14 protein-coding genes are annotated in these 20,701 nt (G+C 69.5%); 5 read left to right on the top strand and 9 right to left on the bottom strand.

Annotated features, from left to right (window positions below; genetic code table 11):
- Positions 1–48: 48 nt before the first annotated feature.
- The gene (gene chvE / locus ACQEV1_RS29935) at positions 49–1,185 is read right to left on the bottom strand and encodes a multiple monosaccharide ABC transporter substrate-binding protein (protein ID WP_285622250.1); all 1,137 of its coding nucleotides are present in this window, start codon (positions 1,183–1,185) and stop codon (positions 49–51) included.
- 228 nt (positions 1,186–1,413) lie between these two features.
- Here chvE and ACQEV1_RS29940 point away from each other — a divergent pair, with 228 nt between their 5' ends.
- The 4 genes from ACQEV1_RS29940 to ACQEV1_RS29955 are packed head-to-tail and all read left to right on the top strand — an operon-like array spanning position 1,414 to position 5,935.
- Positions 1,414–2,571, top strand: a complete 1,158-nt coding sequence (locus ACQEV1_RS29940) for a mandelate racemase/muconate lactonizing enzyme family protein (protein WP_433397795.1) — start codon at positions 1,414–1,416, stop codon at positions 2,569–2,571.
- Positions 2,568–3,572 carry a zinc-dependent alcohol dehydrogenase gene (locus ACQEV1_RS29945; RefSeq protein ID WP_285622254.1) on the top strand — a complete coding sequence of 335 codons (1,005 nt, stop codon included), beginning with the start codon at positions 2,568–2,570 and terminating at the stop codon, positions 3,570–3,572. Before ACQEV1_RS29940 ends, ACQEV1_RS29945 begins: the two co-directional genes overlap by 4 nt.
- 9 nt (positions 3,573–3,581) lie before the next feature.
- The gene (locus tag ACQEV1_RS29950; RefSeq protein ID WP_433397797.1) at positions 3,582–4,541 is read left to right on the top strand and encodes a hypothetical protein; all 960 of its coding nucleotides are present in this window, start codon (positions 3,582–3,584) and stop codon (positions 4,539–4,541) included.
- Positions 4,538–5,935, top strand: coding sequence for an aldehyde dehydrogenase (NADP(+)) (locus tag ACQEV1_RS29955; protein ID WP_433397799.1), 1,398 nt, complete (start codon positions 4,538–4,540; stop codon positions 5,933–5,935). The genes ACQEV1_RS29950 and ACQEV1_RS29955 overlap by 4 nt, the downstream gene beginning before the upstream one ends.
- Positions 5,936–6,016: 81 nt before the next feature.
- On the opposite strand, the gene ACQEV1_RS29960 is transcribed toward ACQEV1_RS29955, so the two are convergent.
- From ACQEV1_RS29960 to ACQEV1_RS29975, 4 genes are all read right to left on the bottom strand, one after another.
- A complete protein-coding gene (locus tag ACQEV1_RS29960; protein WP_433397801.1) occupies positions 6,017–8,470 on the bottom strand; it encodes a M14 family metallopeptidase in 2,454 nt (817 codons plus the stop codon).
- Positions 8,471–8,534: 64 nt separating this feature from the next.
- Positions 8,535–9,803, bottom strand: coding sequence for a phosphopyruvate hydratase (gene eno / locus ACQEV1_RS29965; RefSeq protein ID WP_433397803.1), 1,269 nt, complete (start codon positions 9,801–9,803; stop codon positions 8,535–8,537).
- Positions 9,804–10,055: 252 nt separating this feature from the next.
- Positions 10,056–11,774: a dynamin family protein gene (locus ACQEV1_RS29970; protein ID WP_433397805.1), complete on the bottom strand. Its 1,719-nt coding sequence runs from the start codon at positions 11,772–11,774 to the stop codon at positions 10,056–10,058.
- A gap of 184 nt (positions 11,775–11,958) precedes the next feature.
- Positions 11,959–13,392, bottom strand: coding sequence for an acyl-CoA mutase large subunit family protein (locus ACQEV1_RS29975; RefSeq protein ID WP_433397807.1), 1,434 nt, complete (start codon positions 13,390–13,392; stop codon positions 11,959–11,961).
- 133 nt (positions 13,393–13,525) lie between these two features.
- Here ACQEV1_RS29975 and ACQEV1_RS29980 point away from each other — a divergent pair, with 133 nt between their 5' ends.
- On the top strand, positions 13,526–14,212 hold the full coding sequence (locus ACQEV1_RS29980; RefSeq protein WP_433397809.1) for a TetR/AcrR family transcriptional regulator: 687 nt from the start codon (positions 13,526–13,528) through the stop codon (positions 14,210–14,212).
- Positions 14,213–14,362: 150 nt separating this feature from the next.
- Here the strand turns inward: ACQEV1_RS29980 and ACQEV1_RS29985 are convergent, their stop codons facing one another.
- From ACQEV1_RS29985 to ACQEV1_RS30000, 4 genes are all read right to left on the bottom strand, one after another.
- Positions 14,363–15,868 carry an arabinofuranosidase catalytic domain-containing protein gene (locus ACQEV1_RS29985; protein ID WP_433397811.1) on the bottom strand — a complete coding sequence of 502 codons (1,506 nt, stop codon included), beginning with the start codon at positions 15,866–15,868 and terminating at the stop codon, positions 14,363–14,365.
- A 48-nt stretch (positions 15,869–15,916) separates the two neighbouring features.
- Entirely contained in the window at positions 15,917–17,899 is a 1,983-nt protein-coding gene (locus ACQEV1_RS29990; RefSeq protein WP_285622277.1) for an alpha-L-fucosidase, read from the bottom strand.
- 74 nt (positions 17,900–17,973) lie between these two features.
- Entirely contained in the window at positions 17,974–19,353 is a 1,380-nt protein-coding gene (locus ACQEV1_RS29995) for an endo-1,4-beta-xylanase (protein WP_433397814.1), read from the bottom strand.
- 13 nt (positions 19,354–19,366) lie between these two features.
- Positions 19,367–20,689: a glycoside hydrolase family 6 protein gene (locus tag ACQEV1_RS30000; RefSeq protein ID WP_433397816.1), complete on the bottom strand. Its 1,323-nt coding sequence runs from the start codon at positions 20,687–20,689 to the stop codon at positions 19,367–19,369.
- Between the last annotated feature and the right edge of the window lie 12 nt (positions 20,690–20,701).

Consider the following 20,701-nt stretch of genomic DNA (forward strand, 5'->3'; position numbering starts at 1 on the left):
ACGGCGGAGGGGCGGGCGGCGCACACGGCGCCGCCCGCCCCAGGCCCGCTACTGCAGCTGCTGAGCCGTGTAGTAGCCGGTGTCGATGAGGGTCTTCTGGACGTTGGTCTTGTAGACCGTGACCGGCTGGAGGAGCATCGACGGGACGACCTTGTCGCCGTTGTTGTAGTCCTTGGTGTTGTTCACCTCGGGCTTGCCGCCCTTGAGGACGGTGTCGGCCATCTTCACGGTGACCGCCGCGAGCTGGCGGGTGTCCTTGTAGATGGTCGAGTACTGCTCGCCCTTCATGATCGACTTCACCGAGGCAAGCTCCGCGTCCTGGCCGGTCACCACCGGGTACGGCTGACCGGAGGTGCCATAGCCGGCGCTCTTGAGAGCGGACAGGATGCCGATCGACAGGCCGTCGTAGGGCGAGAGCACACCCTGGACCTTCGTGCCGCCGCCGTAGGCCTTGGTGATCAGGTCCTCCATGCGCTTCTGCGCGGTGGCCGGGTCCCAGCGCAGGATCGCGACGGTCTTGAAGTCCGTCTCCTTGCTCTTGACCACCAGGGTGCCCTTGTCGATGTAGGGCTTCAGGGTGGCCATGGCGCCGTTGTAGAAGAACGTCGCGTTGTTGTCGTCCGGCGACCCGGCGAAGACCTCGATGTTGAACGGACCCTTGGCGGTGCCGTCGGAGCCGTCCTCCTTCTTCAGACCGAGGCCGACGAGGAGGGACGTGGCCTGCAGGACGCCGACCTTGTAATTGTCGAAGGTGGCGTAGTAGTCGACGTTCGGCGACTTGGTGAGCAGCCGGTCGTAGGCGATGACCGGGATGTGCTTGTCGGCCGCCTCCTGCAGCTGGGTCGTCAGCGAGGTGCCGTCGATCGAGGCGACGATCAGGAGCTTGGCGCCCCGGGTGATCTGGTTCTCGATCTGGTTGACCTGGGTGGGGATGTCGTTCTCGGCGTACTGGAGGTCGACCTTGTAGCCCAGCTTCTCGAGCGAGGCCTTCACGTTCTGGCCGTCGTGGATCCACCGCTCGGAGGACTTGGTCGGCATGGTGACGCCGACCAGCGCGCCCTTTGCCGAGTCGGCGCCCGCCGCACCCTTCTTGTCTACGGTCTTGGTGCTCGAGCCGCACGCTGCGGTCACGCTGAGGGCCATGAACAGCCCCATGGCCATCGTGGCCATCTTAGTGAATCTCATGTCCCACCTTGGGTCGGGCCAGGCGGCTACGCCGGGGTTACAACTGGATTTCGCTGCCGTGTCCGGGAGTGTTACCGGTCACAAATCTGATGTCAAGACACAGTTCGGAAACGCGACCTACCACCCTCTAGCCGTTGACTTTGCCGATGTGACCGGTAACATCCGCGTGTCGTGAGGTCGTGGTGGCCCCCGCCTCTGGTCCCGCAACACGAGGAGCACTTGGTACACATGCGCATCACCGGTATCTCGACACACGTCGCCGGCACGCCCTGGCGCAACCTCACGTTCGTCCAGGTCCATACCGACGAGGGGCTCGTCGGTGTAGGCGAGGCGCGGATGCTGAACCACACCGACGCGCTCATCGGCTACCTGGCCGAGGCCGAGGTCAACCACATCAAGGGCTCGGACCCCTTCGACATGGAGGACCTGGTCCACCGGATGAAGTACGGCGACTACGGCCGGGCCGGCGAGATCGTCATGTCCGGGATCGCCTGCGTCGAGATGGCCTGCTGGGACATCGTCGGCAAGGCCCTCGGCCAGCCCGTCTGGCGGCTGCTCGGCGGGAAGGTCCGGGAGCGGATCAAGGCCTACGCCAACGGCTGGTACACCGTCGAGCGCACCCCCGAGGCCTTCCACGAGGCGGCCCGGAAGGTCGTCGAGCACGGCTACCAGGCGCTGAAGTTCGACCCGTTCGGCACCGGCACGATGGAGCTGGACCACGCCGAGACGATGCGCTCGGTCAGCCTCGTCGAGGCGGTCCGCGACGCCATCGGCGAGGAGGCCGAGCTTCTCGTCGAGATGCACGGCCGGTTCTCCCCGGCGACCGCGATCCGGCTGGCCGGGCTGCTCGCGCCGTTCAAGCCGAGCTGGCTGGAGGAGCCCTGCCCGCCGGAGAACCTCAAGGCCCTCGCCAAGGTCTCCGCCCACACCGACCTGCCGATCGCCACCGGCGAGCGCATCCACGACCGCTTCGAGTTCCGCGAACTGTTCGAACTCCAGGCCGTCGACGTCATCCAGCCCGACATCTCCCACATCGGCGGCATCGCCGAGACCCGCAAGCTCGCCGCCACCGCCGAGACGCACTACGTCATGGTCGCCCCGCACAACGTCGGCGGCCCCGTGCTGACCGCCGCCAACCTGCACCTGGCGGCCTGCACCACCAACTTCAAGATCCAGGAGCACTTCAACGACTTCGCCGACTCGGCGATCAAGGGCGTGGCGCCCGGCCTCCCCGAGGTCGTCGACGGCTACTTCACCCTGCCGGAAGCCCCCGGCCTCGGTGTCGAGCTGGACCTGGACGCGCTCGCCGCGTTCCCCCGGCAGCGCGCCAACTTCAACCTGTTCGCCGACAACTGGCACCTACGTGACCCGGCCAGGACCAAGTGAGCCGGTCGGTACTTCTGGAGTGGCCGGGTCGCCAGCGGCTGGTCAAGGGAGAGGTACCCGTACCCGGGCCCGGTGAGGTCCTCGTCCGCGTCGCCGCGGCGGGCATCTGCGGCAGCGACCGCGAGCTGTACGAGGGCGGTCGCCCCGAGCCGTACCGGACGTTCCCCATCGTCCCCGGCCACGAGTGGTCGGGGACGATCGAAGAGGCCGGGCCCGGGGTCGACCCGTCCCTGGTCGGCCGGCCGACGGTCGGCGAGGGCTTCGTGAACTGCCAGGTCTGCGACCGATGCCGCGCCGGGGACACCAACCTGTGCGGTGCCGGCTACGACGAGATCGGGTTCACCCGGCCCGGCGCGTTCGCCGACCACCTGATCGTGCCCGCACGTCTGCTGCATCCGCTGCCCGCGGGCACCGACCTGCGGGCCGCCGTGCTGCTCGAACCGGCGGCGGTCGCCGCCGCCGCCGTTCTCCAGGCTGCTCCGCTGCCCGGAGAACGGGTCGGCGTGGTCGGCGCGGGTACCCTCGGCCTGTTGACGATCCAGCTGCTGGCCGCCTCCTCCCCCGCCGAGCTCGTCGTCAGTGACCCCCGCGCCGGCCGCGAGCCGGTCGCGCGGGTGGGCGGCGCGACGGCCTACTTCCACCCGGACCGGCTCGACGCGCTGGACCTCGACGTCGTCGTGGAGACCGCGGGCGCCCGTGACTCGGCGGCGGCGGCCGCCCGGCAGGTGCGCCGGGGCGGACGGCTCGTGCTGACCGGCATCCCGGGCGGAGCCCCGGAGGGGCTCTCCCCCGCGAGCATCGTCGGCCGCCAGCTGACGGTGACCAGCGTGTTCGGCGCTCCGGCGGCGGCCTGGGCGTACGCCGTACGCGCGTTCACCTCCGGTCTGCTCGACCTCGCCCCCCTGGTCACCCACGAGCTGCCGCTCGAGGCCTACCCCGACGCGGTCGCGCTGCTCGGCCAGGGCGACGAGAACGTCGGCAAGATCATTCTTAGACCCTAGGAGTCCGTGATGAGTCCTTCCCGTCATCCCGGCGAGCACCTGCTCGACCGGCTCGGCATGCCCGCCCGCAGCGCCGTCCCCGCCGGATCGGAGGCCCGGTTCCCCGACGGCGGAAGCTGGCGGACCGAGCTGCCCTCGTGCGAGGGGCCGGAGGTCCTGGCCGCCGCCCTGGAGGAGATCGACCGCCTGGAGGTGCCGATCCACCGCATCAGCCAGGGCAGTGGCGTCTGGATGCTCACCGACGCCGAGATCACAGAGATGGTGAAGGCGTGCGAGGAGCGCGACATCGAGCTGTGCCTGTTCGTCGGTCCGCGCGGCACCTGGGACATCGGCGCCGGGGTCAAGGCCTCGTCCGGCGGTTCCGGCCCGCGCGCCCGGGGCCGTGACCAGCTCGCCCAGTGCGTCGAGGAGGCCGAGCGGGCGGTGGCGCTCGGCGTGCGCTGTCTGCTCGTCGCCGACGAGGGCGTGCTGTGGACCCTGCACCGGCTGCGTGCCGCGGGCGTGCTCCCGGCCGACGTCACGTTCAAGGTGTCGGCACTGGTCGGACCGGTCAACCCGGCCGCGTACACCATCTGGGAAAAGCTCGGCGGCGACTCCATCAACGTGCCGAGCGACCTGACCATCGGGCAGATCGCCGAGCTGCGAGCGCAGAGCGGCGCGCCGATGGACTTCTACGTCGAGGCCCCCGACGACCTCGGCGGCTTCGTCCGCCTCTACGACGCGGCCGAGCTGATCCGCTGCGGCGCGCCGATCTACCTGAAGTTCGGCCTGCGCAACACCCCCGGCGTCTACCCGGTCGGCCGCCACCTGCGCGACCTGGCCGTCAACACCATGCGGGAGCGGGTGCGTCGCGGCCGCCTGACCCTGGACATCCTTGAGCGTCTCGGCGCGGACGAGGACATGTCCCCGCTCGGCTCCCGGCTGCCCGGCACCCTGAACCGCTTCCCCACCGACGGAGACCTGCGATGACGTTGCTGTACGGAGTCGACCCGAGGACCGGCGCGCGGCTGGAGCCGGGCGTGCCGGAGACCGACCCCGAGACCGTCGCCGCGTTCGGCGTGGCCGCGGCGAACGCCGCCCGCCCGCTCGCGGAACTGCCACTGCCTGACCGGGCCGCGCTGCTGGACGCCGTCGCCGACGCCCTGGAGGCGGCCGCCGACGAGCTCGTGACGCTGGCCGACGCCGAGACCGCGCTCGGCCGCGCCCGCCTGACCGGGGAGATGGAACGTACCACCGGGCAGCTGCGCCTGCTGGCCGGCGAGGCGCGCCGGGAAGGCTTCCAACGGGACACCGCCGAGCCCGGGTTCGTACGGGCGCTGCTGCCGATCGGACCCGTCGCGGTGTACGCAGCGAGCAACTTCCCGTTCGCATTCTCCGTCGCCGGCGGCGACACGGCGTCCGCGTGGGCGGCCGGCTGCCCGGTCATCGTGAAGGCCCACCCCGGGCACCCGCGCACGTCGGTCCGTACGGCGGAGATCATCTCCGACGCGCTCGCCAAGGCGGGCGCGCCCGAGGGGACGTTCGCGATCGCGCACGGGCTGGAGGCGGGCCTGGCGCTCATCAAGGACCCGAACGTCAAGGCCGCCGGGTTCACCGGCTCGGTGCGCGGCGGGCGGGCGCTGTTCGACGCCGCCGTCAGCCGCCCCGACCCGATCCCGTTCTACGGCGAGCTGGGCAGCGTCAACCCCGTGTTCGTCACGCCGTCGGCGGTGGCCGCCCGCGGGGAGGAGATCGCGCGTGGGTACGTCGGCTCGTTCACCCTCGGGTCGGGGCAGTTCTGCACCAAGCCGGGGCTGCTCTTCCTGCCCGCGGGACACGGGCTCGAAGCCGTACTGGCCCAGGCGATCGCGTCGGTCGAGGCGCCGTCACTCCTGACGCCGCGGATCGCGGAGGCGTTCCGTACCGGGGTCGAACGGCTGGCCGCCGGGACGCGCACGGTGGCGGAGAGCGCCGGGGCACACCTGGTCGCGGTGACCGCCACGGAGTTCGCGGCCCGGCCCGAGCTGACGGAGGAGTGCTTCGGCCCGGCCTCCGTCATCGTCGAGTACACCTCGGAGGAGGAGCTGCGCGCCGCTGCCGCCGCCGCGCCCGGCTCGCTCACCGCGACCGTGCACGCCGAGTCGTCCGACGCCGACCTGGCGCGCGGGCTCGTCGCCGAGCTGGCCCGGCACGCCGGCCGTGTCGTCTACAACGGCTGGCCCACCGGCGTCGCGGTCAACCGGGCGATGCACCACGGCGGGCCGTGGCCCGCGACGACGGCACCGCTGCACACGTCCGTCGGCACGGCCGCGATCCGGCGCTTCCAGGTCCCGGTCACCTTCCAGGGCCTGCCGGAGGAGCTGCTCCCGCCGACCGTGGGGTGAATCATCCGTTGCCGACGTGATCATCCGGTGACGACGAGGGGAGGTACCGGCCGGAGCCGGTGCCTCCCTCATGATCATTTCCTAGTGACCGCCGACCCTCACGACCTCATGGCGGTAGCCGGTGTGCCGTCCGTCCGGCCTGTAGTTGTTCTCCACGTTGCCGGCGATGTCGACCGAGAACCATCTCACGTCGGTCGTCTTGTCGACGGTGAGCGACTCCGCGCCCTCACGCAGGCCGGCGGCCTCGAGCTTCGGCGACTTCAGCGTCGGCCGGCTGCCGTCGAGCGTGTAATAGACGGTCGCCGGCTCGTTCACCTTGAACGTGAACTTCGTGCTGCTCGCGTCCTGGCCGGTCACCGAGAGGCTGGACCTCGGGTCCTTCTTGTCCTTGCTGTACGCCAGGGCGACCTCGAGGATGCCGATCTGGCCGTTGGCGAACTCCATCGCCTCCTCGTGGCCCTCGGCGAAGTCGGGCTGGAAGCCGACCTCGTCGTACTCCCCGGTCTGCGCGTCGTACTTGTCCGCGCCGACCTCGAAGTCCCAGCCGATGATGCCCTGGTCGTACCAAGCCTCGTCGGCGCTGTTCCCCGCCGCCGAGTACAGGACGTCGGTCACCGGCCCGGTGCGGCCGGGCCAGATGGCCGTGCCGCGCCACTGCTGCACCGCGTTGAGGATGTGCGCGGACGCGGACCAGAAGTAGGTCTCGGTGCCGAGGTCGACCGGCGGCAGCGTCTGCCGGCCGTCCAGCTTATACGCGCCTGGCGGCCACATGAAGTAGCCGCCGTAGGAGTGGGTGTTCATCGCGAACTTGATGTTGGAGTACTTCTGGGTGAGCCACACCTCGTTCTTGGCCTCGGGCTCGGACAGCTCACTCGGCCCGGAGTACGTCTCGCCGCGGCAGTTCGCGGACCCGCCGCTGTAGCCGTCGAAGGACGAGCCGACCGAGAAGTTGCGGTTCACGTCGACACCCCACGCGTTACGGCGTGCCGGGTCGGAGTCCGCCGGGCCGCAGTAGTTCGTCATGTTCCGGCGCTGGAAGTTGTAGTCGTACATGCTGTAGTTGGCGCCATCGGGGTTGACCGACGGCACCACGAAGATGTCGAGGTTGTCGACCAGCTTCCGGGTGGCCGGGTCGTGCTGGTAGTTGCGCAGCAGCCGCTCGGCGGTCTCCACGCAGGTCAGCGGGGTAACCCACTCACGCGCGTGCTCCTGGCAGTAGAGGAAGACGCCGGGCCGGGACCCGTTGCGCTTCGCGCCGATCCGCAACGCCTGCACCTGGAACGGCTGACGCTTGACGCTTGCGGGAGCCTTCAGGCCGTCGGAGAGCCTGGTCGCCGGCGCGGCAGCCACCACGCCGGCCCCCGCGTCGCCCCGGTACGTGCTCGCGGTGAGCTGTTTCGCGGCGGCCGGGTCGGCGCCGAGCGCCGCCACGACCTGCGCGGCCGTGCTCGTGACCTGCCCCGAGGCGTCCGTGGCGAGGTGCACCACGACGTTCTTACCCGTGACGGACACCGACAGGGCGGCGCCGGCGCTGCCCGGGTTCTCCAGCGCCACCGAGATGTCGTTGCCGCCGTCCGAACCGTACGCCTTCGACGACACGTAGAACGTGCTGGCGGCGGCGGTGCCGAACTGCGCCTGCGCCGCGCGGCGGTAGCCGTTCGTCTTGTAGGGCAGATTGATCAACTGGGTGAGCTCGGGGAACTCCTTGGCCAGCGAGTCGATCCGCTGATAGACCTCTTCCGGGTCCATGTAGTGGTCGACGAAGTCGCTCACGTAGTGCGGGTTGGGCTTCTTGCGGGGCTCGCCCAGCCACTTCGTCACCGAGACGGTGACCGAGCCACCGCTCGTGCTGGTGATCCGCACCTTGCTGGGCGTCACGTTCACCGGCAGCGGTGAGTTGAACCGGTCGTACATGTACTGGCCGTCGTCGGTGAACCGTGACATCGTCGCGGTCCCGCCCGAGCCGATCTCGGTGCCCCGCCCGCTGTCCCAGGCGACGGTGAGGATGTTGGTCGCCGAACTGTCGCTCGTCTTCACCTCGACGTTCAAGAACCGCTGCCCGTCGGGCAGGCTGGTGAACCACTCGGCCCGCAGCGCGGTCAGCGTGTCGGTACCCTGCGCCTGGGCGGCGAGCGAGTTCAACGCCTGCGACCGTTGCCGGCGCACCTTCGCCGCGTCGGCCTGGTCGGCGATGGCGCCACGGACGTCGAAGCCCTTGGCCTTGAGGTCCGCGGACTCCTGCGGGCTGAGGACGGCGTTCACCTCGATGCCGCCGGCGACCGGCTTGGTGTACTCGGCCAGGTCAACGCCCATCCGCTGGAGCCGGTCGATGCCGGCCTGGTCGGGTACGACGATGCGCACCAAGGCCACGCCGTCCTGCTCGAAGCTGGACTTGCGGTCCGGTGGTACGAGGCCGGGCTGCGTGACCGCGCCACTGGCAACCGGTATCAGGGCGAGACACAGCATCAGAGCCAGTGGGAGGGCGAGCCATCTCCTGCGCACCTTCGCCCAGGCAGGCTTGCGAATCATCCTCATGCCGGGTACGGCAACTGGTCGACGATCTATGACCGGTTCCGGGCGACGGCCGGCGACGCGGGCGTCATGGCCGAAGGCCGAAGGGCAGCTCAGGGTGGTGGGCCGCGATATGCAGCAGCCGGTTGTACTTGGCGACGCGTTCGCCGCGGGCCGGTGCGCCGGTCTTGATCTGCCCGCAGCCGGAGCCGACGGCCAGGTCGGCGATGAAGGAGTCCTCGGTCTCCCCGGAACGGTGGGAGACCATCGCGCCGTAGCCGGCCTGGCGGCAGACGGCCATGGCGTGCAGGGTCTCGGTGACGGTGCCGATCTGGTTGAGCTTGATCAGGGACGCGTTGGCGATGCCGTCGTCGATCCCTCGGGCGATGACCGCGGGGTTGGTGACGAAGTTGTCGTCGCCGACGAGTTGCACCCGCTCGCCCAGTTGTTCGGTGAGCCGGACCCAGCCGTCGTGGTCGTCCTCTCCCAGGCCGTCCTCGATGCTCCATACGGGGAAGTCCTCGACGATCTGCCGGTAGCGGGCGATCAGATCCTCGCTGGTCAGCTTCTCGCCGCCCACGTGGTAGGTGCCGTCCGGCTGCCGGAACTCGCTGGCGGCCGGGTCCAGGGCGATGGCGACGCCGTCCCGGCCGGGCGTGTATCCGGCGTCGCCGATCGCGGCGACGAGCAGGGTCAGGGCGTCCTCGGGCCGGCTCAGGTCCGGCGCGAAGCCGCCCTCATCCCCCAGCCCGGTGCTGTGCCCGCCCTCGCTCAGCCGGCGGCGCAGCGCGGCGTAGACCTCGGCGCCGGCGCGTACCGCCTCGGCCAGGTCAGGTGCCCCGAGCGGGGCGATCATGAACTCCTGGAAGTCGAGCGGGTTGGTCGCGTGCGCGCCGCCGTTGAGGACGTTGAAGTGCGGCACCGGCAGCAGAGGAGACACACCGGCGGGACCGAGGTACCGCCACAGCGGAACATCTCGCTGGGCGGCGGTGGCCCGGGCGACGGCCATCGACACACCGATGACGGCGTTGGCGCCGAGCCGGGACTTGTTCGGCGTGCCGTCCAGGTCGATCAGCGCCTGGTCCAGGGCGGTCTGGTCGGCGAAACCCCGGCCGCACACCGCGTCGGCGATTTCGCCGTTGACGTGACCGACGGCCGTACGCACCCCCTGGCCGCCGTACCGGGCCGGATCGCCGTCCCTCAGTTCGACGGCCTCGCCGGAACCGGTGGAGGCCCCCGACGGCACCCCGGCGCGAGCGACCGCTCCCCCGGCGAGCTCCACGGTGACGGACAGCGTCGGACGTGCGCGTGAGTCGAGGATCTCGATGGCGCGCAGCATGGTGATGTCAATCGACACGATCGGCCTTTCGGTGGGTGACCTCGAAGGGGCGTGACCGGGACCGGAGGGAGCGACACGTCCGCGGCGGCGCGGACGGATCGACGGCCTGGCGCGGGTTCATCAGCCGGGCGGGCATGGTCCTCCTACCGTTGAAGGTAGGGACCGTTGGCGGCGATCGCCGCGGATGACGGCGAGCCCCTCCGCCGTACGACGCCTCCCAGACTAGACGCAGCCCCGCCTACGGAAGAAGACACCCGGCCGCGACCGCGATCACGACTTGGAATAAGAGGCGGCGGCCTTCAGGGCCACCACGGAGGCCAGGCGCGATGTCATATCGCTCAAGGTGGCCGCCCTTTCGTCCAGCTCTCGCCTACGCGTCCGCGCCTGCGTGTTCTCGGTTGCCGCAGTGGCGGCGCCCAACGCCGACACCAGCCGATCGATCGTGGTGGCATAGCGGTGATCGACCGCACGCACGAGTGCGCGGGTGGCCTCGGCCAGCCGATACTGCAGATCCGCTCTCGCGCGGCCGACCTGTTTGGGCACCAGTTCGGCCGTCTCACGCAGGAGGTGCTCACGTGCCCGTCGGCGGCCGAACGCGCCGGGCAGGTGGCGACGGATCGCCCCGACCAGCAGTTCGGTCTGCCCCGCGCCGTCGGTGAAGACGTAGAAGAAGCGGGAATCTTCGATCAGCCGTCCTTCCTCCGCAGGCACCGCGAGGTCGAGGTCGAGAAGTTCGGCCGCGCCGTCGCGAACCACGGCGAGTTCACGATCCAGCATGGCGACGAGCCGGGCGTCCAGCTCGGACAGGCCCTCCTCCAGGCTCCGCCTCCGCTGGTCCCGCCACGTCTCCACGACGGTGCGGGTCAGTTCGACCAGGCGATCGCGTCCTTCCCGTTCGACCTCATCAGGTTCGGACAGCTCGTCGACGGCGGTGGCGATCCGCTCCCGTATCCGCGACGTCAGCCCGCGCGCCGCCTCTTCGGCCTGATCGTTCAACGCGGCCAGCAGCCGTCGGCCCTCCGCTTCGACCAGGTCGACCGCGTCCTGCCGCCGCGCGGCGACCGCATCCAGCCGTTCCCGGAACGTCTCCAGCCGACGTGCCGCCTCGCCGCCGCGCATGTCGAGCACACGCCGCTGCAGACGGACCTCGTCGGTCAGCCGAGCGATGAGGCGCTGTGCCTGCCGGGCCACCGACTCCTCCAGGTCGCCGGCGCGACCACCGGCGAGGTAGTCCGTGAAGTCCCGCGAGAATGCCGCGAACCCGGCATCGCCGGTGCCGGCTCGTGCGCAGACCGGCCGGACCAGGATGTCCCGTCCGACGGCGAGGCTCGTGTGCTCGGCGGCGAAGGCGAGTGCCTCCTCCCGCTCCGCGCCGCTCAGCCGATCCGCCTTGTTCAGCAGGACGAAGGTCGTCACCGAGTTCTCGGCGACGCGCTCCAGCAGCGCCCGTTCGGCGGCCGACATCGGCGGGTCGGCGGTCAGCACGAACACCGCGGCGTCCATCGTCTCCAGGACGCGTTCGGCCTCCACGGTGTTGTGTTCGTGCACCGACCCGGTCCCGGGCGCGTCGACGATCTCCACGCCGTGAACCAGCAGGTCGGCGTCGAGGTCGACCGTCACGCTCGCGAGCCCGAGGCGGTTACCGGGATTGCCGCGCTCGGTGACCAGGGCGGCGAGCTCGTCCAGACCTCGCTCTTCCGAACGCCCGTCGGCGTACCGGGCGATGACCCGCTCCCGCTCTCCGTGGCGCACCACCGTGGCCACCGCGGTAACCGGCGTCACCCCCGTCGGCAACATGGCGCGACCCACCAGCGCGTTGACGACCGTGCTCTTGCCCCGTTTGGCCTCCCCCGCGACCAGCACGCGGATCCGGTCCGCGGCCAGCCGCTCACGCAGACCGTCGATGCGCTCGCGATCGGCCGGATCCGCCAGTGTCCCGAGCTCGTCGAGAACGCCGTACATGACAGTCCGGCGATCCATCGTGCGCATCACGGTCTCCCGGCTGGGCTCGGCCGGGCCGGTGGCCGATCGGGAGACAGACGTGGTCTCTGCATGAAAAACGGCCTCCTACCTGATCAGGTAGGGACCGTTGGCGGTATGACCGCGGTTCGTCGGCGAGCCCCTCCGCCGCAATCGATCACATTTTACCCCGAGCAGTACGCCTGAGAGTGGGTCAGAACGCATCGGTTGGGACGTAGACGCCCCAGACGTCACGTAGGGCGTGGGAGACCTCGCCGACCGTGGCGCGAAGCCCGAGGGCCTCGCGCATCGGAAGCAGGACGTTGCCGGTGCCCTGGGCGGCAGAGCGCAGGGCGTCCAAGGCTCGCTCGACGGCGGCGTTGTCGCGTTCCTCGCGCAGGGCCGCGAGCCGTTCGCACTGATCGACCTCGATCTGAGGGTCGACGCGCATCGGCTCATAGGGTTCTTCCTCGTCGAGGACGAACTTGTTCACCCCCACCACGGTCCGCTCCTGGTTGTCGATCTCCTGCGCGATCCGGTAGGCGGAGCGTTCTATCTCGGACTTCTGGAAACCCTGCTCGATCGCCGCCACGGCCCCGCCGCGGTCGTCGACGGCCTGGATCAACTCGAGGATCGCCGCCTCGAGCTCGTCGGTCATCGCCTCCATGAAGTAGGACCCGGCGAAGGGATCGACGGTCTTGGTCACGTCGGTCTCGTAGGCGATGACCTGCTGGGTGCGCAGGGCCAGCCGCGCCGCCTTCTGGGTGGGCAGTGCGGTCTGGGTGTGGAAGCGCAGCATCTGCGACTTGGGATTCCTCGCACCGAACTCCTCACGCATGATGCGGGACCAGATGCGCCGGGCGGCGCGGAACTTCGCGACCTCCTCCAGCAGCGTGGTACGGACGACGAAGAAGAACGACAGGCGCGGCGCGAAGTCGTCGACGTCCAGACCTGCGGCGATGGCGGTCCGCACGTACTCCTTGGCATTGGCGAGGGTGAACGCGATCTCCTGCACGGGCGTGGCCCCGGCCTCGGCCATGTGGTAGCCGGAGACGGAGATCGTGTTCCAACGCGGAATCTCCCGGTGGCAGTAGGCGAAGATGTCGCTGATCAGCCGGAGCGACTGCTGCGGCGGGTAGATGTAGGTGCCGCGGGCGATGTACTCCTTGAGCACGTCGTTCTGGATCGTGCCGGTCAGCAGACGGCTCTCGACTCCCTGGCCGGCCGCGACCAACTGGTACAGCAGCAGGAGCGCCGACGCGGTGGCATTGATCGTCATCGACGTCGAGACCTTCTCCAGCGGCAGCCCCTGGAACAGCGTCCGCATGTCGTCGATCGAGTCGATCGCCACGCCGACCTTGCCCACCTCGCCTCGGGCGATCGGCTCGTCGGAGTCGTAGCCCATCTGCGTCGGCAGGTCGAAGGCCACACTCAGCCCGCCGGTGCCGGCGTTGACCAGTTCGTGATAGCGCTCGTTGGACTCCTTCGCCGTACCGAAGCCGGCGTACTGCCGCATCGTCCACGGCCGGCCGGTGTACATCGACGGGTACACCCCACGGGTGAAGGGGAACCGGCCCGGAGCGCCCAGCCTGGCGTCCGCGTCGAAGCCTTCCAGCGTGGAGGCGTCATAGATCGGCTGCATCGGCAACCCGGACTCATTGCGCGAGGGGACATGCATTCGCCGGATCCCTTCCTGGTACTGGGTACCTTTGGAATGGTACTGAGTACCACAAGAGTCGCCAAGTGGTCCCCTGCACGGAGACGGGGAAGGATGGCCGGTCATGAGCAAACCGACCGCGCGGGCCCGACTCGCACAAGCCGCGTTCGTGCTCTTCGACGAGCGCGGGTACGAGCAGACGACGGTCGACGACATCGCCGAGCGGGCCGGTGTGGGGCGTACTACTTTCTTCCGGCACTACCGGTCCAAAGAAGACGTCATCTTCCCCGACCACGACCGGCTGCTCCGGCTGATCAGAGACCGGCTGTCGGCCACCAGCAACAGCACCGCCCTGGTCGCCGTCTCTGACGCCGTCCGCCTGGTGCTGCTGCACTACATCGACGAAGGTGACCTCGCACGCCGGCGGTACGCGCTCACCAGCAAGGTGTCCGCCCTCCGTGACCGCGAGATCGTCAGCGTCGCCCGCTACCAGCGGCTGTTCCGCGAGTTCATCTCCGACTGGATGGGAGACCCCACGGAGTCGGCGTCCCTCAGAGCCGAACTGATGGCGGCATCGGTGGTCGCCGCCCACAACCACGTGCTGCGCCGATGGCTCCGAGGAGAGTCCCCCGACCCGATCGCGGAGATGGACGAGGCGATGCGCGAGGTGCTCGCTCTTTTTCCCGGACCCCGGTCCCGTCCACGAGTCGCCGACGGCGGCACCACCGTCGCCGTGTTCCGTACGGGAGAAGACCTCGACGCACTGCTTCCCGCACTGCGGCGCCTCATTGGAGGCGAGCCCGAGCGATGAACGCCCACGGCACACGCCCGGACCCGCATCGCTTCACCGGCCTGCTCGGCCTGGAGGAGACCGAGCAGGCGGCGCTGCGCGCGGGCGGCGCCCTGGAGTGATGCCGCCCGCGCTGCGGCTCGCGCCCCCGGAGTTCGCGAGTCCCCCAGGTCAGCGGGGGGTGAAGTCCTGGTTGCTACCCGCCGCGTTCTTGCACGGCCACTGGTCCAGCTGCTGACCCGTGTTGCTTCCCGCGCCATAGACGTCCAGGCACAGGCCGCTGTTCTGGTTCTGGAACGCCCACGACCCATCGGACTGCGCCACCGGCTTCCACATCGAACCCGCCGCACCGTTACGGGCCTGCTGCACGATGTCCGGAACCCCCTGCGACGTCGAACCACCCGAAACCGCCACCACCAGACCAGAATTCTGCGCCTGCAACTCCCCAAAACCATTCGCCCCCGGCACGAACTGGAACTGCTGATTCGACTGACCGTTACACGACCACTGATCGATCGCCGCACCCGACGTCGACGTGTTCCCATACACATCCAGGCACAAGCCGTTGTTGCCCACCACCAGCTGGTGGTAGCCGCTCGGGAACGAACCGCCCGTGCCACCGCCCGACCCGTACCCCGCGGCCGTGATACTCGCCTGCACCGCGTTCTCCGTCGCGTCGGACGGATAGCCGGAGGTCATGACGCCTTCGTAGAAAGTGCCGGCCGAGCCCTTGCTGTTGTCGCCGCCGATGCCCAGGATGATGGCGCCCTCCTTGTGCATCGGGTTGTAGCCGGAGACGTTGGGACGGGCGCCGTCGTAGAACGTGGACAGGCCGCCGGACTGGGCGTTGCCGCCGCGGATGGCCCAGTGGTTCGGCTCGCCCTTGATGATGGCGGTGGTGTACCGGTAGTTGATGGTGGGGTCGCCGGCGTTGTATCCGGCGTTCCGGCCGGAGTACAGGCCGTTCTCCATATCGGCCATGATCCACGGGCCGTTGCCGGCGCCGTAGCCCCAGACCCTGATGTTGCCGAAGTAGATGGCCTCCATGTGGCCGTTGCCGGTGTCGTTGTTGCTGGTCTCGGCGTTGCCGTAGTCGAAGCAGCAGCCGCCGTTGTAGTGCGTGCCGTCGAAGATCGCGTACTCGCCTTCGGCGGCGTCTCCGGTCGCGATGCCGTTGGTGTGGTCGTTGCGGTACCCCGTGCCGGCGGCGACATAGACGCCGTACGCCTTCTGCCCGTTGAGCGTGGTGGGGGCGGCGGTGGCGTTGGCGAGGTTGTCCGGGCCGCCGGCGGCACCGCCGCCGGGTGCCTGGGTCAGGTTGTTCCCGCGGCCCGACTGGTCGTAGATGATCGTGATGACGCAGCTCGTGCCCGCGCAGAACGAGTCCTGTGCCGCCGCGTCGGCGACCCCGCCGGCGCTCAGCACGCCGATGTCGCGGGTGGCGTTGTCCGACGAACGCCGGACCTGGTACAGCGACCCGTTGTAGGAGGCGTACAGCGCGCGGGTGGTGCTGTGCGCCGCCACGCACGGCGTACCGCCGGACGCGTAGATGTCACACGGGAGGGACGCCGCCGAGGCGGTGCTGGTGACCGCCGACGTGCCGAGGGCGAGCACGGCCGCCGCCGTGGTCGCCAGGGACACGGCGGCCGGCCGCAGGCGGATGGGGAGTAAGGACATGACAGGACCTCCAGGTAGGCGGGAAGCGGGAGTCGCGCGCCAGGGCACTCAGACCCCCGTGATGGTCCATTCGTTGTTGGTGCTGGAGTTCGGGGTCCACAGCACGGTGGTCGCGCCGGCCGTGGTGCTGCCCGCGCCGTCAAGGGCGGTACCGGTGCCACGGTTGATGATCTGGTAGCGGCCGTTGCCGACGTCGTTCAGCCGCCACTGCTGGTTGTCGCCGCCGTTCCAGGCCGCCTGCAGGCAGCTCGCACCGTTGGCGGTGTTGCCCCAGCTGTCGGCCACCATCCCGTTGGTGCGGTTGACGATGCGGTAGTAGCCGCTGCCCAGGTCCACCAGTTGCCACTGCAGGTTGGTCGACCCGTCGTAGCTCCACTGCTTGAGCACCGACCCCGACCCGACGTTCCCGCCGCTGTCCAGGACCAGCCCGCTGGTCACGTTGGCGATCCGCACCCAGCCGGTGGGGGTACCGCTCCCGCCCCCGAGCGCCGGGATCTGGCCGGAGAACGTCAGCTTGACCACGTACGCCAGGGCGCTGAACGGGGAGCCGGACGACGGCGTCGAGATGTGCAGGCCCGAGCCGTCCTGGCTACGGTTCGGCAGGTTCACGTACGAGCCGGCCGTCTGGTCGAGGAGCTGCACCGAGGCCAGGCTGCTCAGGTTGATGCGGCTCGAGCTCAGGGTCGTGATGGTCAGTGTGCTGCCGGGCCAGCCGAGCACGGTGGCGTACAGCACGGTGTTGGCCTTGTTACGGGTGAACCGGATGTCCTGGGCGGTCCCCTCCCGGGGAGTGGTGAAGGACCCCCCGCCCATCTGCGTCGGCCCCTCGCCGAACGCGCTCCAGGCCCGGGTCGCGTAGATGGACTCACCGAAGCGCTTGAGGTAGTCGCCCATGCCCCGCAGGATCGTCTGCTGCCCGGACGGGATGGTGCCGTCGGCCATCGGGGCGATGTTGAGCACCATGGTGCCGTTCTTGCTGACCCGGTCGATCAGCGCGTGCGTCATCGCCTTGGTCGAGTAGTAACCGATGCCGACGGTGTAGCACCAGCTCGAGCTGGAGACGCTGTCGTCGGTCTGCCAGTACGGGGTCTGGATGCCGGCCGGGCCGCCGCGTTCGAAGTCGTAGACCTCGCCCTTGTTGTCGAAGCCGTCCTTGTAGGTCGCGACGACGTCCTTGTTCCAGGCGACGGCCTTGTTGTAGTAGTACGACAGGAAGTTCAGCCGCTGGGACTCCTGCACCAGGCTCAGATCGAAGTCCTGGTAGATGATGTCGGGCTGGTAGCCGTCGATGACCTCCTTGAGCTTGTCGTACCAGAGCTGGTTCTCGGCGCTCGTGCCGAGCTGGCCGTACAGCTTCTTCAGCGTCGTGGTCGACTGCGCCGGGACGTGGTCGTAGTAGCCGTTGAAGTGGTACGCGTGGTGCAGCGACACGTACAGCCTCATGCCCTTGGACCGGATGGCGTCGGCATGCAGCCGCAGCAGGTCGAGCCTGGGCCCGGTCGCCACGGAGTTCCACTCGTTGGCGCTGCTGTTCCACATCGAGTAGCCGTCGTGGTGCTCGGCGACGGGACCGGCGAACCGGGCGCCGGCGTCGGCGAACAGCTGCGCCCACGCGTTCGGGTCCCAGTTACCGCCGGCGGACGTCAGCTTCGGCGCGAACTGCACGACGTTGCCGGCCTTGTCGCGGGCTCCGTTGATGAAGTTGTGGTACGGCCACACCGACGGGTCCCCGTAGGTGGCGATGTGATGGTTGTTCTCGGCCGAGCCGCCGATGTACATGTTCCGCGGATACCACTCGTTGCCGAACGCCGGGACGCTGAAGACGCCCCAGTGGTAGTAGATGCCGAACTTGGCGTCCTGGTACCACTCGGGCGCCGGCGGGTGCTGGTCGACCGACGACCAGCTCGCGGTGTAGCTGCTCGGCCCGGCGGTGGCCAAGGCGGTACGGAAGCCCAGCAGGCCGGCGGCGACGGTGACTCCGGCCGTGGCCAGCAGGCTCCGGCGGCTCAGCTCGAACCGGTAGGAAGACATGACGGGACCTTTCGGCGGGGCGGGGCACCGGCCGGACGCGTCGTTCGCACGTCCGGCCGGCGCCTGAGGGGTGATCAGCCGGTGGTGCAGGCGGTGCCGTTGAGCGCGAAGTTCGTGGGTACGGGGTTGCCGCTGTTCCAGGAGCCGTTGAACCCGAAGCTCGTGCTGCCGTTCGTGGGCAGGGAGCCGTTGTAGGAGACGTTCTTGGCGGTCACGTTCGAACCGCTTTGGGTCACGGTGGCGTTCCACGCCTGGGTGACCTGCTGGCCGGCGCCGAACGACCAGGTCAACGTCCAGCTCGAGACCGGATCGCCGAGATTGCTCACCTCCACGTTCGCGCCGAACCCGCCGGTCCACTGCGAGCTGATCGTGTACTTCACCGAGCACCCGCCGTCCCCCGATGGCGGCGGGGTGGGTGAATCTCCGCCGCCGTACGGGACACCGCCGCCGAGCGCGGACAGCACCGCGTCATAGGCGGCCTTCTTGTTGCCGTTGCCGTCGAACAGCAGCGGGTTGTCGCCGGAGCGCCAGGAGTCGCTGTCGCGGATGCCCCACACGGTGATGCCCGCGCAGCGGGAGACGTTCACGCAGTCCTTGACCGTATTGGAGTAGGCGCTCGCCGGTGCCTGGGCGATGTCGAGCTCGGTGAGCTGGACGTCGACGCCGAGGGCGGCGAAGTTCTGCAGCGTGGTCTGGAAGCTCGCCGGCGGACCGCCCGAACCGAAGTGGCTCTGGAAACCGACGCAGTCGATCGGCACACCACGGGCCTTGAAGTCCTTGACCATGGCGAACACGCCCTGGGTCTTGGCGTCGGACCAGTTCTCGATGTTGTAGTCGTTGTAACAGAGCTTCGCCGAGGGGTCGGCGGCCCGGGCGGTGCGGAACGCCTCTTCGATGAAGCCGTTGCCCAGCACGTTCTGGAAGACCGAGCTCCGGTGCTGGGTGCTGCCGTCGGCGAACGCCTCGTTCACCACGTCCCAGGCATAGATCTTTCCCTTGAAGTGGGTCATCTCGGTGGTGATGTGGTTGTCCATCACGCTGCGCAGCGTGTTCGCGTCACCGATGGAGCTGACCCAGCCGGGCAGTTGCTGGTACCACACGAGCGTGTGGCCGCGCATGCGCTGCCCGTGTGCCTGGGCATGGTTGACGATCTGGTCGGCGGGGCTGAAGTTGAACGAGCCGCGGGACGGCTCGGTGGTGTCCCACTTCATCTCGTTCTCCGGGGTGATCATGTTGAATTCCCGGTCGAGGATCGTGGAGTACGTCGAGTCGCCGAGCCGGCCGGCGGCCACCGCGGTGCCGAAGTAGCGTCCGGACGTCGCGGCCTGGGCGCCGAGCGTGGAGGCGGCCTGCGCGGGCCGGGGAACCAGCAGGGCGGCCCCGGCGACCGTGGCGGCGGCGGACACCACGGAGACGAGCGCCCATACCCGGTGGAGCCGGGCGACAGTTCTCATGGTCGGATTCCTTTCACGACGCCGTGCAGGTGACGGTGAGGGACGAGGCCGCGCCACTGGCGGTGAAGCCGGGCTGGGCGGTGCCGCCCGCGGCGAGCGCGCCGTTCCAGGAGACGTTGGTGACGGTCGCGGTGGAACCGCTGGTGGTCAGCGTGCCGTTCCACAGCTGGTTGATCGTCACTCCGCTCGGCAGGGTGAAGGTGAGCTTCCAGCCGCTGATCGCCGAGGATCCGGCGGTGACGGTGATCTGGCCCTGGAACCCGCCCTGCCACGAACTCGTCGTCTGGTAGGCCGCCGCGCACGTACGCCCATCCGGTGGCGGGTCGGTCGAGCCCGGCGGGTTCGGAGCCGAGCTGGCGAGGTTGTAGGCGAGGTCCGGGACGAAGCTGCCGGCCGCGTAGACGCATCCGTCGGCTTCGCCCGGCGGTTTGATCCACAGGTAGCCGTCGATGTTCTGGTCGCCGGTGCCGAGGGTGGGGTAGGCGCCGATGCGGTGGTCGGTGTTGTCGTCGCCGCACCAGTCGCCCGCCGCGCCGACCGCGCCGCCGTTACGGCTGGTGTCGATGATCTGGCGCTTCCCGGAGATGCCCTGGGACTGCAGGTAGGAGATGATCGACCGGCCGTACGCGGCCTCGTTCGCCAGCGGCTGGAAGTTCGAGACGTCGGTGAAGAAGCCGTCGGCGTACTGGACGCCGGCGGCCTTCAGCCGGCTGCCCTGCTCGGTGGCGGAGTTCCAGGCCGAGTGGCCTCCGTCGAGGTAGACCTTGGCGTTCGCGTCGGCGCGTTTGACCGTCTGCACCGCCTGGGAGATCGCCTGGTCGCGGGCCGTGACCTCCGAGCCGCTCAGGCAGGTCTGCAGGGCCAGCGCGTCGGTCTCCAGCGCGACGATGACCGTCCGGCCGCCCAGGCCCTGGGCGAAGGCGCTGATCCACTGCTGGTACTGCCCGAGGTCGGGGGCACCACCGGCGCTGGCGCCGCCGCAGTCCCGGTTGGGGATCTCGTACACCGAGAAGACCGGGATCTGGTTCGCGGCGTTCGCCGCCGAGACGACACCGGACACCTCGGAGGTGACCGTGCCGGGGTTGAACGAGGAGAGCCAGTGGGCCTGCGGCTGGCTGGCGACCTTGTCGCGGATGACGGGAGTACGCGAGTCGTTCGGGTTGGCCTGCACCCAGCGCACCACCTGCGTGGTCGGGTCGCGGTACAGGGTGCCGGACAGCGCGCCGGCGCGGGCGTCCCCGGTGGCGAGGAGGCCGGCCGCCACGGCCGTGCAGGCCATGGCCACCGAGGCGACCGCCGCCTTCCAGCGGCCGTCGCGCCGAGGGTGATCGCTCATGATCCGTCCTTT

This window comes from Actinoallomurus sp. CA-142502, assembly GCF_050936355.1.
GTDB lineage: Bacteria > Actinomycetota > Actinomycetes > Streptosporangiales > Streptosporangiaceae > Actinoallomurus > Actinoallomurus iriomotensis.